Origin of the sequence: Microcoleus sp. C2D2 (genome assembly GCF_036702495.1) — a bacterium.
Classification (GTDB): domain Bacteria; phylum Cyanobacteriota; class Cyanobacteriia; order Cyanobacteriales; family Microcoleaceae; genus Microcoleus.
The window spans coordinates 1-15,254 of record NZ_JAUBTO010000174.1; the positions used below are offsets into that span (position 1 = coordinate 1).

General features: G+C 45.1%; 13 protein-coding genes. 11 read left to right on the forward strand and 2 right to left on the reverse strand.

Annotated elements, in window-relative coordinates; genetic code table 11:
• Nucleotides 1–121: 121 nt before the first annotated feature.
• Both QUB61_RS33370 and QUB61_RS33375 read right to left on the reverse strand, forming a co-directional pair.
• Complete coding sequence (locus QUB61_RS33370) at nucleotides 122–1,339, reverse strand: NAD(P)/FAD-dependent oxidoreductase (protein ID WP_333134732.1); 1,218 nt, start codon at nucleotides 1,337–1,339, stop codon at nucleotides 122–124.
• A gap of 155 nt (nucleotides 1,340–1,494) precedes the next feature.
• Nucleotides 1,495–1,617 carry a hypothetical protein gene (locus QUB61_RS33375; protein ID WP_333134734.1) on the reverse strand — a complete coding sequence of 41 codons (123 nt, stop codon included), beginning with the start codon at nucleotides 1,615–1,617 and terminating at the stop codon, nucleotides 1,495–1,497.
• A gap of 508 nt (nucleotides 1,618–2,125) precedes the next feature.
• Here QUB61_RS33375 and QUB61_RS33380 point away from each other — a divergent pair.
• The 11 genes from QUB61_RS33380 (at nucleotide 2,126) to QUB61_RS33430 (ending at nucleotide 15,185) form a co-directional block, all read left to right on the forward strand.
• The gene (locus QUB61_RS33380; protein ID WP_333134736.1) at nucleotides 2,126–3,205 is read left to right on the forward strand and encodes a permease; all 1,080 of its coding nucleotides are present in this window, start codon (nucleotides 2,126–2,128) and stop codon (nucleotides 3,203–3,205) included.
• A gap of 219 nt (nucleotides 3,206–3,424) precedes the next feature.
• Nucleotides 3,425–4,213: a TIGR03943 family putative permease subunit gene (locus QUB61_RS33385; protein WP_333134738.1), complete on the forward strand. Its 789-nt coding sequence runs from the start codon at nucleotides 3,425–3,427 to the stop codon at nucleotides 4,211–4,213.
• A gap of 185 nt (nucleotides 4,214–4,398) precedes the next feature.
• Nucleotides 4,399–5,775, forward strand: coding sequence for an oligosaccharide flippase family protein (locus tag QUB61_RS33390; RefSeq protein ID WP_333134740.1), 1,377 nt, complete (start codon nucleotides 4,399–4,401; stop codon nucleotides 5,773–5,775).
• A 20-nt stretch (nucleotides 5,776–5,795) separates the two neighbouring features.
• Entirely contained in the window at nucleotides 5,796–6,782 is a 987-nt protein-coding gene (locus QUB61_RS33395; RefSeq protein WP_333134742.1) for a hypothetical protein, read from the forward strand.
• A gap of 508 nt (nucleotides 6,783–7,290) precedes the next feature.
• The gene (locus QUB61_RS33400) at nucleotides 7,291–8,847 is read left to right on the forward strand and encodes a hypothetical protein (protein WP_333134745.1); all 1,557 of its coding nucleotides are present in this window, start codon (nucleotides 7,291–7,293) and stop codon (nucleotides 8,845–8,847) included.
• 248 nt (nucleotides 8,848–9,095) lie between these two features.
• Nucleotides 9,096–9,662: a hypothetical protein gene (locus QUB61_RS33405; RefSeq protein ID WP_333134747.1), complete on the forward strand. Its 567-nt coding sequence runs from the start codon at nucleotides 9,096–9,098 to the stop codon at nucleotides 9,660–9,662.
• An 18-nt stretch (nucleotides 9,663–9,680) separates the two neighbouring features.
• Nucleotides 9,681–9,971 carry a hypothetical protein gene (locus tag QUB61_RS33410; protein ID WP_333134749.1) on the forward strand — a complete coding sequence of 97 codons (291 nt, stop codon included), beginning with the start codon at nucleotides 9,681–9,683 and terminating at the stop codon, nucleotides 9,969–9,971.
• A gap of 620 nt (nucleotides 9,972–10,591) precedes the next feature.
• The gene (locus QUB61_RS33415; protein WP_333134752.1) at nucleotides 10,592–12,022 is read left to right on the forward strand and encodes a transposase; all 1,431 of its coding nucleotides are present in this window, start codon (nucleotides 10,592–10,594) and stop codon (nucleotides 12,020–12,022) included.
• Between the two features lie 56 nt (nucleotides 12,023–12,078).
• Entirely contained in the window at nucleotides 12,079–13,428 is a 1,350-nt protein-coding gene (locus QUB61_RS33420) for an ATP-binding protein (protein ID WP_333134754.1), read from the forward strand.
• Between the two features lie 113 nt (nucleotides 13,429–13,541).
• Nucleotides 13,542–14,918, forward strand: a complete 1,377-nt coding sequence (locus QUB61_RS33425) for an ATP-binding protein (protein ID WP_333134756.1) — start codon at nucleotides 13,542–13,544, stop codon at nucleotides 14,916–14,918.
• An 87-nt stretch (nucleotides 14,919–15,005) separates the two neighbouring features.
• Nucleotides 15,006–15,185 carry a hypothetical protein gene (locus QUB61_RS33430; protein WP_333134758.1) on the forward strand — a complete coding sequence of 60 codons (180 nt, stop codon included), beginning with the start codon at nucleotides 15,006–15,008 and terminating at the stop codon, nucleotides 15,183–15,185.
• Nucleotides 15,186–15,254: the final 69 nt, after the last annotated feature.

The window sequence follows — 15,254 nt, forward strand, 5'->3', positions numbered from 1 at the left end:
TAAACGCCCAAAATATATCACCACGCTCAAAAAGCAAACGTGGTGAGTTTGGGAACCCTATCACTAGGGATATTAAGGCCGCAATGTCTTAAGAATCCCCGTGCCTTCAGGTCGGGGAGTGTCAAGTTGCTGATATTTCCATCAAGGGTTTCAAACGCGATTCACTATTGGGGTCATACCCATAAGCCCAACTCTGAAACTCTTCCAAAGCGACCCGTTCTCGCGCCGCTTTTTCTGGGTCTTGTGTTCCTATGTCCGTTGCATAGAAGCGCTGTTCGGTCAAAGCACTTTGGGCTTGGATCGCTTGGGTACGCGGGATGCGTCGGTTCTCATAGGTGGTCAAGGCTTCTGCGATGCTGGACGACTCGGAAAGACATTGAGCCAGTTCGCAGGCATCTTCAAAAGTGCTATTAGCTCCCTGTGCCATGGAAGGGGCCATTGGATGGGCGGCATCGCCTAGAAGCGTCACCCGTCCTTGACTCCAACTTTTCAAAGGCAGGCGATCGCAGATAGGCGAAAATAAAATCTGCTCCGGATCAGTAGCTCCAATGATCTCCCTGAGGGGTTCCCAGCAGCCGGAAAATTGATCGACGACGCGAGACTTGATTTCTGCTGCACTCTCATGCACAGGAGATTTTGGCATCAACACCCGTACCGTCCAACATCTATAGCCGTCACCCACATCGAAGAAGTAAATTACTTTTTGCTCTCCCTTCATAAAAATCAGTTCATTGGGATTGAGCAGTTCGTGGTTATATTCGATCACTGCCCGCCAAGACATACTGCCCAAATAACGAGGTTCCCCATCACCGATCAGGGTTTTTCGCACTGGGGAGTTAATCCCATCTGCACCAATCAGCAGGTCTGCCCGTACTGATTTATCCCCATCAAAATAGGCTGTCACCCCGTTCTCATCTTGTTCAAAGCCGATGCAGCGATAATCCAAGTGGATCGCTTCCGGGGGGAGTGCACGGGCCAAGACTTGCTGCAAGCGCCACCACCAGAAAAGCAACGTTGGCTGCCCGTATTTCTCCTGTTGGGTAGCTGTGCTTTGTGTGATTGTCTCTCCTGTATTTTTTTTGAAAACACTCTGATTTAGTGGGCAGCTTGCACGTTTGAGTTTCTCGACGATACCTGGAGAGATGGCATCAAGGGAGTTTAAGCCGTTCGCAAATAGAGCCAAACCCGCTCCCACTGGGCGAAATTCTTTGGCTCGTTCATAGACATGGGCATCTATGCCTTGTTTTCGCAGGGCGATCGCCGTTGCCAGACCTCCAAGCCCACCACCAATAACTGCGACTTTGTCAACAACAGGACGGCTAACTTGTTTGATTTCCATGTTCTGTACCCGATCGATTGATGATTCTTGATGCCTATTTGGGAAGTCTTAATTAGAGGATCCACTGGTCGAGCAGCATCCGATGCTATAACAGTTCAGATGCTTTTTGCATGGGCTGCTGAATGCTGATTTGAGCCTGGCTAGCGATCGCCAGTTTACACTATTTTTGGTGATGATTGGCTACCGCTAGCGATCGCAATTAACGCATTGCGATCCTTGAGCGTGTTACTGCGAGGTAATAAACTTGGTTTGTGACCGATCGCAATTTTAACCAGCATCAGATGTAACTGGTACTCGAACGTCTATTTTCAAGAATGGACAACTGGGTGATGCAGAGTTACCGAGCTTCTTGAGTATGTATTACTCATTATTGTCTCGGATGATTCACTTTGAGCCACTCAACCCGTGTACGCTGGCCCTTGGGGGTGCGGAATGTGGGCTAGAATATGGCTAAAAGATGTCAAATGGGTTCTCTAATAAATATAAAGTATAAGCAAGATAGATGCGCCCAAGCAATTAGGGCTGATTTTATTTGAGATTGAGTTTTTGGTATTAACGATTAGTTACCGACTGTAGCTGCGAGTTAACCTGATTTTAAAGTTTCAACCTATTGTTAACACTAATTTAAATTGGTATTGAGTCGGTATTCTTTACACAATTCCTTAATTCAAGCAAGAATTGGACAGCGAGGGATTTTTTAACGGAATCTTAACTTAGCGCTGTCATGAGCTATTATTGACAAGAGGTATGCCCAAGATAGCACAGTAATTTACGAGTAGGTGATGGATGCAACCGGCCGTGACAAATCAGTTAAATAATGCTTTCACCCTGTTTCTCAGCTTGTTAGTAGAAGCAATACCTTTTCTGCTGCTGGGAGTTTTATTCTCAGGTTTGCTGCTGGGGTTTGTAGACGAACGCAAACTCGTATCCCGCATCCCGCGAAACCCCCTGCTGGCGGCTTTGATGGGCAGTTCGATCGGCTTTTTGTTTCCCGTGTGCGAGTGCGGTAACGTGCCCGTAGCCCGCAGGTTACTGATGCAGGGAGTGCCCGCACCAGCCGCGATCGGCTTTTTGCTCGCGGCCCCCACAATCAACCCCGTGGTAATTTGGGCGACTTGGACGGCATTTCGCGAGCAGCCAGAAATTGTAGTTTTGCGGGTGGTATTTTCTCTGTCTACAGCCACAATTATCGGCTGGGTGTTCAGCGCCCAAAAAGACTTGCGGCCTCTGCTGCAACCCTCTGTAGCCCGCGCGATCCCCCTGCCAAAACCAGAGTTTTCCGAAAAAGAACTCGTCCAAGCCAACACTCAGTTGCTGTTGCAGTCGGGAACATTTATGCTCGGTCAGCCGGGGGGGGCGGTGCCGATCGAATCTTTGCTACAAGACGACTGGAAGCGATTACAAACAGGCCAAACAGAAAAAACCTCGAAACGTTCTTCCATGTTCCACCGCGTTTCTAAAGAGCGTCTGCGCCTGCTTTTAGATACTATGGTACAGGAGTTGCGCGAATTGGGAGGAGTGTTGGTAATCGGAAGTGCGATCGCAGCCATCATTCAAGTTGGCGCACCCCGCGAACTAATTCTCAACCTCGGCCAAGGCCCCGTTTCCTCGATTCTAGCCATGCTGCTATTAGGTGCAGTCGTATCGATTTGTTCTACAGTAGATGCCTTTTTTGCCCTGTCTTTTGCTTCCACATTTACCAGCGGTTCGCTGTTAGCATTTCTCGTTTTCGGTCCGATGATTGACCTCAAAGGCATCGGTTTAATGCTGTCAATTTTTAAAGGTCGAGCCGTAGTTTACTTAATCGTCTTGGCAGCTCAGTTAACCTTTTTAATGACCCTCGCTGTCAACTTGCATTTAGGTTAATAAATTAGCTCCAACAGACAACTAATACCCTTTGAGATTTTATATTTTCAAATACCTTGATTCACCACACGGAAGTCACAGATATACGGAGAGCTGTTTTTTCCCTCTTCCTTCTTCGTTATTCCCTCTTTTTCTTCCTTCTTCGTTATTCCCTCTTCTTCTGCTTTTTTTCTTCTTCCTTCAACGTCTCAATCCCCAATTATCAATGACTCTTAAAAAATGAATCTTAAAAAAATTAGCCCCTGGCTGGACGCCCTAGCTATCTTAGCGTGGGGAGTATTGCTCCTCAAATATTGGATCACCGGCAAATTAGGCATTCTCATTCACCCCAACTACTTTGGCTTGACTCTAGCGGGAGGAATCGGCTTAATGGTGGTTGGCGGGTTAAAAACTTGGGAACTCTTAAAACTCGATCGCACCACAAAGCAATCGCGGACATCACCAGCAAATAACTCTCTCAGAATCACAGAAGTTGAACACGTTACTTTGTTTCCCCCCAGTATCGGCAGCACCTTAATGTTGAGCGTCGCATTAATAGGTTTACTAACAACGCCACGCACATTTACCAGCCAGACAGCATTAGAACGAGGCCTCACCGAATCCCTGCCAATCACCCGACTGCAACCTCAAGAATTTCGCAATACTACAAAACCCGAACAGCGATCGCTCGTCGAATGGGTGCGACTGTTAAATTTCAATCCAGAGCCCGATACATACAGAGGTCAAAAAGTCAAAGTTCAAGGATTTGTAATTCACCCCCCCAACATAGCAGAACAATATATGTGGATCGGGCGTTTTATCATTACCTGCTGCGCTGCCGACGCCTATCCGATCGGGTTGCCGGTAAAATTACTGATCGGTCAAAGCCGCGCCGCCTTTGCCCCAGACAGTTGGCTAGAAATAGAAGGAGAAACGATCGTAGAAGAACTGCAAGGTAAGCGCAAATTAATCATTCAAGCATCCTCTCTCAAACCAATACCCGAACCAAAAAACCCTTATGATTATTAGATGTGGAGTAAGTATGAGATTAAATTTTACCTTTGTGATTGCGAGATGGACACTCCAGACTCGTCCGACCTATGCAAATTAAGATACTGTACAGTCAGCTATAAAAGTTGCCACAGTATCCTGTAGTAGTTGCCAAAAGTAAATTCAGCAACTACACTCGTCATTAGTAAATAAATTCTGAGTATATGTCATCCGGAAAAAAATTAGCTATCAAAGGTGCAGCCTGGACGATCGCCAGTTATGGAAGCAGTCAAATTATCCGATTTGCCAGCAACCTAATCCTGACGCGTCTGCTTTTGCCAGAACTATTTGGTCTGGTAGGTCTAGCCTACGTTTTCATCGTAGGGATCAACTTATTTTCAGACATAGGTCTAGGCCCAAGCATCATCCAGAACAAGCGCGGGGAAGATGCTCAATTTCTCAACACCGCTTGGACAATGCAAGTCATTCGCAGCTTTTTGGTTTGGATTTGTTTGATTATAATTACCAAGCCTGTTGCTAGTTTTTATGAAGATCCCCGTCTCCTGTGGTTGATTCCAGCAATAGGTATAAATTCCCTACTAGCAGGGTTCAACTCGACTGCTAAACCCAGCCTCAACCGGCAGATGGCAGTCAAGAGAGTAGTAATTTTTGACTTGGGCCTACAGATCGTTTCTACTACAGTGATGATTGTCTGGGCCTGGTTCGATCGCAGCGTCTGGGCGATCGTTGTCGGCGGCTTTACTAATAGTTTAGTCGAGTTAATATGGAGCCATTTTTTGATTCCCGGCAAATCAAACCGCTTTGCTTGGGATAAAGAAGCAGCTAAAGAAATATTTTCTTATGGTAAATGGATATTTTTGTCTACGGCTTTGTTTTTCTTGTGTTCTCAAGCCGATAGACTAATCCTTGGGAAAATATTTACTTTAACAATGTTGGGCATTTACGGCATCGCTTATACTCTCGGCGATATGCCGCGCCAAGTAATCATCGCCATTAGCGGCAGGGTGATTTTTCCCTCGATTTCTCTGCTGGCAGAGTTACCGCGCGAGGAGTTGCGCGCGAAGATACTTAACAACCGCAAGCTAATTCTAATACCGTTAGCCGTAGGTTTAGCAATTTTTGTGAGCTTCGGAGATCAGTTAATTTTAACACTGTACAGGAAAGAGTATGCGGCGGCATCTTGGATGATGCCTATCTTGGCTTTAGGTATCTGGCACACCACCCTCTACAGTATGATGGGTTCTTGTCTGTTAGCCGTAGGAAAGTCTCAGTACCCAGCTATGGGCAATCTGGTGACTTTTGTGAATCTATGTATAAGTATACCGCTGGCATACCACTTAAAAGGTAATTTAGGCGCAGTGATTGCTATAGCTCTCGGCGACCTTCCTACCTATGCAGTAATTAACTACGGTTTGTGGCGAGAAGGACTAACTTGTTTTTGGCAGGATATTCAATTAACAGCACTGTTTGTAGGGGTGCTGGTCACTCTCATTTGGTGTAGAGTGGCTTTTAGTTTTGGCCTGCCGATCGATAAAATATCACCAATGGATTTAATCCCAATCAATCCACTGTTTCAGTAAACAAAAAGGAGATGGTCTATATGGCAGCAGAAAAAAATACAAGAAAAAAAGTAATCCACTTTATCTTTTTACAAATGGCTCTGTTACAAGAAATATCGCGAGTTGCCACGAGGTATACTAAACTGATGTTTTTTTATCAAAGAAATCGCATTATAAATTTATTCAAAGAAAACGAACAGCCCGCAAAAGAACGGCCCAAAGTCTTTGCGGCTGTAGCACACATTACATCAGTTGAAGAATCTAACAATCCAGAAAAAGCCACAGAAAAAATAGAGAGACTCAGGCAAACAATAGATGGCCTCTTGACGAGTTTTGCTCATTGCGACCTGAGTATTGCGATCCAAACTCTACCGAACAGGCACGTTACAGCCTACTTACCTGAATATCAAATTAAGTGCATTCAGATACAAGAGGATCCTGAATGCGACCCGATGTTTGTAGAGTTTAGACTTCAGGAAGAATTTGTCGAAAGAGTAGAAAAATTTGACTGGTTTTTATTCATAGAAGATGACATTGTTTTGTACGATGCTTTCGTCATAGAAAAATTAGAAAAATTTAACCTACAAAGCGGGTATGAGAAGGCTATTCTTTACCCAAACCGTTTTGAAATGTATCAAGGAACCAAGAGATATATTGATTTGATAATAGATCCGCAGCTCTCGTGGAATCAGCTATCTAGTGTAGAGATAGAAGGTGTAAAATTTGCTGAGTTTAGCAATCCTCATTCTGCATTTTACTGTTTGTCAAGAAAGCAGATGAAACAGTGGATAAAATCCGGTCGCATCTTCAAAAATCAAGTAATTAATGTCGGACCTTTAGAGTGTGCAGCAACTTTTTGTCTTTTGGAATGTTTCTCAATATATAAGCCTCACCCGTCAAACTTAAACTATTTTGAGGTCAGGCATTACGATAGCAAATATTCTAAGTTATATCCCGAACCGGGATCGCCGTATACACTGTCAGCGGTTAATAATAGTTCCAACATACCAATCGTCAAGGATTCGTGAAAGGGATCTAAGTAGGTCGCCAGTCGATTTGAGATTTGAGATTTACTCCACCGATGAATCTGGAACCTTGAACTTGGGTCTAAGATTTTGGGCGGTTCACAACTCCTGTCGGAAACTTGTATCCGTTTTTGGGCGTGGTCATGATTATTTAGTAGGATGGGTAGAGCGCTAGCGTTACTCATCAACCGATCGCACAATTGGCGATTGGAGATTTGAGATGGGATTAAAAATCTTAAATCTCAAACAGTCCAGGACGCAACTGGCACAATGGTAGTGCGATCGACGGTCGTCAATACCTCTATCGAGCAAGCAATTTTGAGCCATTACGCACGGTACAAGCTTAGATTTAAGATTTAAAATGTCAAATCTCAAATCGGTATACTTCGTTGCAGCCCTTTCGCCTGGTAAAAAAAACGGGTTTCTGAGGGTCGGGAGTGCGCCCAAGACTGTAAAATTTAATAGGAAAATTGGGTAGTTATTTTTCAGCAGAAATAGGAGAGAAAGATTTGTGAGTATTTTTAACAAAAAAGTTAATCCTTCACCCTTCGCTATTCTGCCATTTAAACAGCCGATCGACCGCATGGCGATCGTCCTCATGCTAGTGCTGAGCGTCTTAATCGGACTGCTGGTGTACAGCGGCGACCGCACAGCACCCAGAGTGCGAGAATTCACCTGGGAAAACAAACAAATCGGCGCCGAAGATACCGGCTTTATCCTCACCTTCTTTCGGCCGATGAACCAGTCCAGCGTTGAGGAAAACTTAAAGCTAGAACCCCCCCTCCCCGGTAAATTTAGTTGGGCGGGAAGGCGCATGGCTTACACCCTCCAAGATCCAGCACCCTACGGCGTTACCTACACAGTAAAACTCGCCGGAGCAACCGACAAGTATTTCGGAGACAACAACCAAAATAAAGGAACGCCAATGCAACCGTTTAGCAGTTCCTTTCGCAGTCGCGATCGAGCTTTTGCTTACATCGGTCTCCAAGGCGAAACAGAAAGCAGATTAATGCTAGTAAATCTCACCAGCAGCGACTCGAAACCGATACCGCTGACTCCCAAAGATTTAGTAGTAACGGATTTTAAACCTTATCCCGACAGCGATCGTATTTTATTCTCAGCCACAGATAGATCGATCGCCCGTACTCGCGGCACCCTAAATCAAGAACTATTCACCGTCACCACCGGCCTCAACCCCCAATCTGGATCGGAGCACCCAGCCGGTAGAATCGACAAAATCTTAGACTCCAAAGATTACCAAAACCTCAAATTTGACCTCTCAGCAGACGGAAAAATCATCATTATCCAGCGCGTCAACCGCCGCAATCCCGGCGATTTCAGTCCTTGGATTTTGGAAGAAAAAGCGCCGCCCCGACGCTTGGAAAACGAACAAGGCGGAGATTTTATGATTCGCCCCGACAGCAAATCGATGGTAATATCTCAAAAACAAGGATTAGCGATCGTCCCCCTCAAACCCGAAGCAGACCCTGTAGAATTTTTGCCAAAATACGAACAAGTATTGGGCATGGCCCGCGACAACTCCGCCGCCGCCTATGTTAAATACAACAGCGACTTTACTCGATCGCTTTTCATCTTAGATAACCAAGGTGCAGAACAAGAAATATTGCGGATTCCCGGCAGCATTATCGCCGTTTATTTCGACCCCCGCAAAGACAAAGACAGCCAAGTCCAGCGTCTCTACTGTTTGTTAGCGCAACGCCTCCAAACAGAAAGCTACAAAGAACAGCCTTTCATCGCCGCCATCGACCTCAAAAAAGAGGGCACTCGTTTGGTAGGAACCATCAAACCGCTGCTGGTTTTGCCCAACCAATTAGATACCCAAATCAGTTTATCTCCCGACGGGCTGGCATTAATTTTCGACCAATCAGTCACAGCAGCAAATCCCTCAGCAGCAGACAGTCCCCGCAACTCGGGCGGACAGTCGATCGCCACGGGCCGCCTCTGGCTGCTACCCTTAGTAGGAGAAATACCCGCAGACGGTTCTCCCGCAAAAGTACAGCCAGAAGAACTGCCCTTTGCCGGCTATCATCCCCGCTGGCTGCCCTAAATCGATTTGAGATTTTAGATTGACCGATATTGGTAAATATCAATAGGGTAAGGCGATCCGTGCGCACCCGGCGTTTCCACGTGCGCGATTGCGTACCCTACTTTTACTAAATTGAATATAGTTTTAAGATTTAAGATTGGAAATTGAGTTGATACTAGGCGATACTGGTAAATATTACAAACTTTGAAACCAACTCACCAGCCTGCAATTTCACATCTAAAACCTCAAACCTAAAATCTAAAAGTCGCATGACTCCCGAAGAAATTAGCAATACCCTTAAAGAGTTATTTGGTGACAGTGTTGAGACGCCTGCTGCCACTTCTTGGCAAGTAGAAACCCCCAAATTTCGCCTGTTAGTCCTCCTTTCAGAAGACGGGACTTGGCTGCGGATTTTGCTGCCGATCGGCGATGCCCAGGAAGCTCAACCATTTTTTGATAAACTGCTAGAAGCTAACTTTGACACCACCCTCGAAACTCGCTACGCCATACATCAAAACGTTTTGTGGGGAGTATTTCAGCACAGCCGGGCCACACTCGCCGCCTCCGATTTCTCGGCAGCCGTCGCCAGACTGCTGGCTTTGCAAGAGCGAGGTTTGTCCGACTTTTTCGGCGGTTTGATAGAAAGCCGCATCCGTCAAATCATCAAAGCTGCGAAGATGCAGGGACAGTCTGTCGAAACTACCCTTCAGACTTTAGACCGTTTCTACGCAGAGGGATTGATGGGTGAAATGGAACTAGGGCGAGAGTCTCGCGAAAATACTCTCGCCGCTTGGCGGTATCAGCTAGAACGCCTCTGGCCGGAGGTGGAACCCTAAGACGATTTGAGATTTGAGATGGCAGATGGCAGATTGCAGATTGCAGATTGCCAAAAACTGACCATCGTCGAGGTTGGAAAGTTGCCTAAAGTTGCATTTCTTTTTAGTGGTATAGCAACCGCGCCCGACGGACGCGCCAGCAGGTTTTTAATTGCACTTTCCCCATGCGGTCGATTGCTTCTTCCTTCTCTCGCGACGATAACTAAAGCCTTCCATCCGTTACATCCTCAGAAAGCGAATCCGTTGCCGAACTTCCTTCTGCTGTACAAGATGCGGATTTTGGCAACAGACCGCAGTCTTGACCGTTGAGGCTTCAAGCCACTTCCACGATCGCCAATCCGGGCCCTCGAACCCTCGAAGGATGCCCGTATATTCACTGATAACCCGCGATCTTTTCTCCAATTCCCTACCAGAACCGGAAACATAGTATAACAGATAACAACAATCCCTGATAAATTTTTAAGATTTTGGGAAAACACGCGCGAGCCGGTATATCATGGTAAAAAGTTTACAGCAAAGCTCTGTAAGTTTCACAAAAGCTTCGATCGTTTAACATCGATTTATAAACAAAATCTTTACCAGACAATGGTTGTGCGATCGGGTTTTCCCATCCGGTGCTGTTGTAATTCAACAAATTAGCAACTACCCCTACCAATTACCCGTTACCAATTAATAGCAACTTAACTAACAGCCGGTTCGTCCAAGGTGTGTATTTAGAGGGGAGTTAAAGGAGGCGCCCCGGCCAGAGTACCCCGAATCAATCACCGCTCAAAAATGAAAGGCGCGCCGGTCCGAGGTACCAAACCCCCCAATTATATTTCGGGAGCATCTTGATTCTCAATGTACTTTCTAGGAATTGAAACAGTAATACAATCATCACTATGTGACGAAATAGAGTATATTGTAATTAGGTCGAAAACAAGAAGTTTATGCAACTAACCTATAAGTACGCACTAAAACCCACTAAACATCAAGCGGTGACGATAACGACTCACCTCGAACTTTGCCGTCGGCAATACAACTACCGATTAGGTGACAGATTTAAACGGTGGGAATCCACCAGAACACCCCTCAATGCCTGCCCTTTAACTGCATATCGAGTTTCACTAGAGGAAATCTACAATAATATTCCTCTAACTAGAGTGCAAACCAGAGATGGTAGGAAAAAAGATGGCTCTGGTAATCCCTTAACAAAAAAGGGTGATGTTGTATCAAACATTGATGGTGGTTACGTCCAAGGGGTAACTGTACAGTTAGCTGACTTGAAAAACACCAAAAGACTATTTCTTGATTACAAGCTCTTGGATTGCCAGGTTTTGCAGGATGTAGTGCATCCTGGGGAAACTTCATTTCCCAAGTTTACGACCCCCGACAAAAATGGCAATCGTAGAGGCAAGCCTAAATTTAAGGGTTTCCATTACTACAAATCTCTTACTTATCCACAACTAGATAATTTGAATATTATCAAAGACGAGCAAAATAGGATTTGTATCGACCTAGGGAAAGTAGGTCAAGTGCCAATGGTATTCCAGAGGTCAATACCGAAAGGATTTAAGGTTAAGACGGGAACGGTTATCCCAGAAGCAGAGGGATGGCATATTTCCTTAACTGTTGAATATCAAAGAGTTCCAGTAACGGTTGCAGAAATTCAGCCGAGCGCCGAAAACAGTATGGGTATTGACTTAGGAATTGCTAATTACGTTTATTTAGGAAATGGAAAAAAAATTGAAAACCCGAGATTTTTGAGAGCATCTGCTGAAAAGTGGGCCAGACTTCAAGCAAAGTTAGCTAGCAGGGTTAAAGGTTCTAAGCCCTGGAAAATCCTCAAAGGCAAGATTTCTAAGCTCCATCAATTTGTAGCTAGAGCAAGCCTGGATTTCCCGTCCAAAACAGCACATAAGTTATTTGATAAGTGTGAGGTTTGGGTTGTAGAGGATTTGAGTCTTAAGAATTGGACTAGACGCGCCCCAGTCAAGACTGATATTGAAGACGGCAATTTAGTTTACTTACCAAATGGTCAAGCAGCTAAGAGCGGTTGGAATAAATCAATACTTGATGCTGCTCAGGGTCAATTTACTACTGTCATCAAATATGTCCATGGGAAATTAGGTAAAAGCGTTGTATTCGTTGACCCCAAGGGAACTTTTCAACGTGGGAATTGTCTCTACAAAAAGCCTAAAGAATTGTCATACCGATGGCATTCCTGTAAGTGTGGGGAGTCCTGGGATAGAGACGAAAATTCAGCCAAGCCGATCAAAAAGATTGGATTGAATTACGACAGTGGCGGTGCTTCTACGTCACTCAAAAAAGCCCTTGCCTCGAGGGAAAAAGAAGCCTGCGGTCTAACGGTACTCCGTTGACCGTCAGGTTGGTTAACGTTATCCATCAATACAAGATTATAACAGGGGTTTTATTTATGTTTGCTCTGCGTGAGACTAGCTCGGATTTATCAGTGTTGCCTATACCTGAGATTTGTACTTGGAACATCTCCTTAGAATCAACTCTTCTAGACCTGCCACTCTACAACTACCAAATTGAATTAACTCAAAAGGCAAAAGAAGTAGCCCTGGCTTTTGAAGAAAATTCCCTGCTGCCCGGGGTCATTTTGACAGATCGCGGTAATTTTGTCGGCATACTATCCAGGCGTCTATTTTTTGAAAAAGTTAACTGCCGCTACGGATTAGAAATGTTTTTCAAGCGACCAATAGAGGTATTATACAAGTTTTCCAAGCCAGAGCCGCTGGTACTTCCCGGCAGTAAATTAATAGTAGAAGCCGCCCAGGAAACCCTTGAGAGGTCAGCCGAATTAATTTACGAACCTGTAGTAGTGGAAGTAGCACCTCAGACTTACAAACTGTTAGATGTATACCAATTAATCGTCGCTCAATCCAGAATTCACCAATTAACAAATAAGTTGCTCAACAAGCAAACTGAAGCCAAACTCATCCAAACAGAAAAAATGGCTAGTTTGGGGAGGATGGTAGCAGAAGTAGCTCACGAAATCAGAAATCCGCTGAACTGTATTTGGGGAAATTTGACTTTTCTGCTGTCCTATTTTGAAGACTTGCTTCAGCTCATGTCGGTTTATGAAGAAGAATATTCGGCACCGTGTCCCCGAATTGATGCCCTCAAAGAAGATATTGACTTTGATTTTTTACAAACAGATTTGCCAGTCACCTTAGAAGGGATGGAGCTGGCAGCCTCGCAATTGCTAAAAATAGTTAACGGGCTGCACCACTTCTCTCACATGGACGAGAGAAAGCCAGTGAAGACAGACATTCACGAATGTGTGGAAATGACGCTGTTAATTCTGAAAAACCGCTTTAAAAGCAGCATAGAAGTGGTAAAAAATTACGGCGAACTGCCGCTAGTTAGCGGCTATTCCGGTCAGTTGAGTCAGGTGTTTTTGAATTTGTTAGTTAATGCTCTAGACGCCCTGACAGAGTACGCAGCCGATCGAGAAATACAGACCCAGTCCCGGGACAACTGGCGCCCCCAAATCCAAATTACCACTAAAGTCATAGAAACCGAAGACGGCAAGCGGGTCGCAATTTGCATTGCCGATAACGGACCCGGCATTCCCCCAGAAAATCAGCAGCAGATATTTGACACCTTTTTTACCACTAAACCTGCAGGCAAAGGAACTGGTATGGGGCTGGCTATCTGCCATCAAATCGTCACCGAAAAGCACGGCGGCCAACTTTCATTGCGATCGCAACCCGGCAAGAACACCGAATTTGAAATTATCCTGCCCATAGTTCGCTAAATATGATTAACTCAAGAAACGTCTCCAGGCTCGCTCCTGCGGTGAAATGATAGGCTACCTTAGTAGTACGTTATCATTTCACTTTCCCAGCGTTTCGGCAACTAAAAGCTCCAGTGGCAAATAAATTCAGTTCCCAACTCCTTGGCCCTTCACTCTCCGAAGGCAGCCCTCAAGACCTTTCCCTAGAGTCTACCCTCTGGGATTTGCCCCTGTATGAGTTTCAGGTTGATTCGAGCTGCAAGACGATCGCAGTTGCCGAAATTTTTGAAGAGCATCCCCTAGTGCCGGGAGTCGTCTTGCTGGAAGCAGGAGAGTTTGCTGGCATGATATCCCGCAGCCAACTCCTGGAATATTTCCTCAAATCCCAGGGTCCCGAGCTATTTTTGCACCTGCCACTGAAAGTTCTCTACAGTTATGCTCGCGTCGAAATATTATTGCTCCCAGAGACTACCACCATTTTGACTGCAGCTCCAAAAGCTCTGCGCCGATCGCGCCAATTGCAGTCTGAACCAATCGTCGTCCAAATAGACTCCCAATCTTACCGTCTCTTAGACCCTCACGCGCTAAACATCGCCTACTGGCAAATTCGCGGCATAGAAACTCAAGTCCGCTACGAAAGAGCCCAAACTCAAATGCTTCAAACCGAAAAAATGGCTAGTTTAGGGCGTTTAGTCAACGGAGTAGCCCACGAAATTTTAGATCCGGTAGGCTTTATTTGGGGCAATTTAACCTACGTCAGCGACTACAGCAAAAACTTGATGGAGTTGCTCTCAGTTTACGAGGCGCACTGTACCGAAGCCTCGCCGGAAATAGCACGGCTCAAGGAAGAGATAGACTATGACTTTTTGCAAAACGATTTCCTCCGAACTGTTGCCAGCATCAAATCCGGAGCCGAACGTTTGAGCAAGCTGGCAACCAGTTTGCAAAACTTCTGCCACATCGACGATATTTATCCCAAACCGACCGACTTGCACGCCAACATAGACAGCATTGTTTTGCTGCTCAAAAGTCGTTTGACCAAGGAAATCCAAGTAGTAAAACACTACGGCAACCTGCCGCCAGTGCCGTGCTATGCAGGACAGCTAAACCAAGTATTTATGAATATCTTGACGAATGCTATTGATACATTAATTAACGAAGCAGTGGCTCAAGAATTCGCGAAAGAGTTTAAAGGTGAAGGACTCAGAGACTTCGATCGCCAGCCTCAAATTGAAATCACAACTCAAGTCTGCTGTCCCGAACCTGCGACCGATTTAGACACACTTCATGTTCGCTGGGTTTCGATTTGCATCGCAGATAACGGGCCTGGAATGTCACCTAGCAAGTACAAAAAAATTATAGAATCATTCTCTACGCAAAAACGCGCCCTCAAAGAAACCAGTTTAGCAGTTTGCTATCAAATAGTGAGGGGCAAACACGGCGGTGCATTCCGAATGCGATCGGAATTAGGCAGCGGCACCCAATTTGAAATTTTGTTACCCTTAGCTTAAAGAAGGAAGAAGTCATTAGTCAGTAGTCATTAGTCAGTAGTCAGTAGTTATTGGTTATTAGTTATTGGTTATTAGTTATTAATTATTATGAAAAATACTGCTACATATAAATTAGAGGCAATCTTCTGCAGGGAAACGGCAATGCTGTGTCCCTACCTGAAAACTGCTGTAACAGTCAACAGTCAACAGTCAACAGTCAACAGTCAACAGTCAACAGTCAACAGTCAACAGTCAACAGTCAACAGTCAACAGTCAACCATTAAGTAGTTAAGCAAAATTAATTACATAATTTTCTCCAAATTCTTTAAGTATTTTTTCCACACATGAAACAAGAGC

Bases quoted from the DNA above. Each gene is read 5' to 3' on its own strand.
- QUB61_RS33370 (WP_333134732.1), bottom strand. From the start codon at position 1,339: ATGGAAATCAAACAAGTTAGCCGTCCTGTTGTTGACAAAGTCGCAGTT.
- QUB61_RS33375 (WP_333134734.1), bottom strand. From the start codon at position 1,617: ATGCTGGTTAAAATTGCGATCGGTCACAAACCAAGTTTATTACCTCGC.
- QUB61_RS33380 (WP_333134736.1), top strand. From the start codon at position 2,126: ATGCAACCGGCCGTGACAAATCAGTTAAATAATGCTTTCACCCTGTTT.
- QUB61_RS33385 (WP_333134738.1), top strand. From the start codon at position 3,425: ATGAATCTTAAAAAAATTAGCCCCTGGCTGGACGCCCTAGCTATCTTA.
- QUB61_RS33390 (WP_333134740.1), top strand. From the start codon at position 4,399: ATGTCATCCGGAAAAAAATTAGCTATCAAAGGTGCAGCCTGGACGATC.
- QUB61_RS33395 (WP_333134742.1), top strand. From the start codon at position 5,796: ATGGCAGCAGAAAAAAATACAAGAAAAAAAGTAATCCACTTTATCTTT.
- QUB61_RS33405 (WP_333134747.1), top strand. From the start codon at position 9,096: ATGACTCCCGAAGAAATTAGCAATACCCTTAAAGAGTTATTTGGTGAC.
- QUB61_RS33410 (WP_333134749.1), top strand. From the start codon at position 9,681: ATGGCAGATGGCAGATTGCAGATTGCAGATTGCCAAAAACTGACCATC.
- QUB61_RS33415 (WP_333134752.1), top strand. From the start codon at position 10,592: ATGCAACTAACCTATAAGTACGCACTAAAACCCACTAAACATCAAGCG.
- QUB61_RS33420 (WP_333134754.1), top strand. From the start codon at position 12,079: ATGTTTGCTCTGCGTGAGACTAGCTCGGATTTATCAGTGTTGCCTATA.
- QUB61_RS33430 (WP_333134758.1), top strand. From the start codon at position 15,006: ATGAAAAATACTGCTACATATAAATTAGAGGCAATCTTCTGCAGGGAA.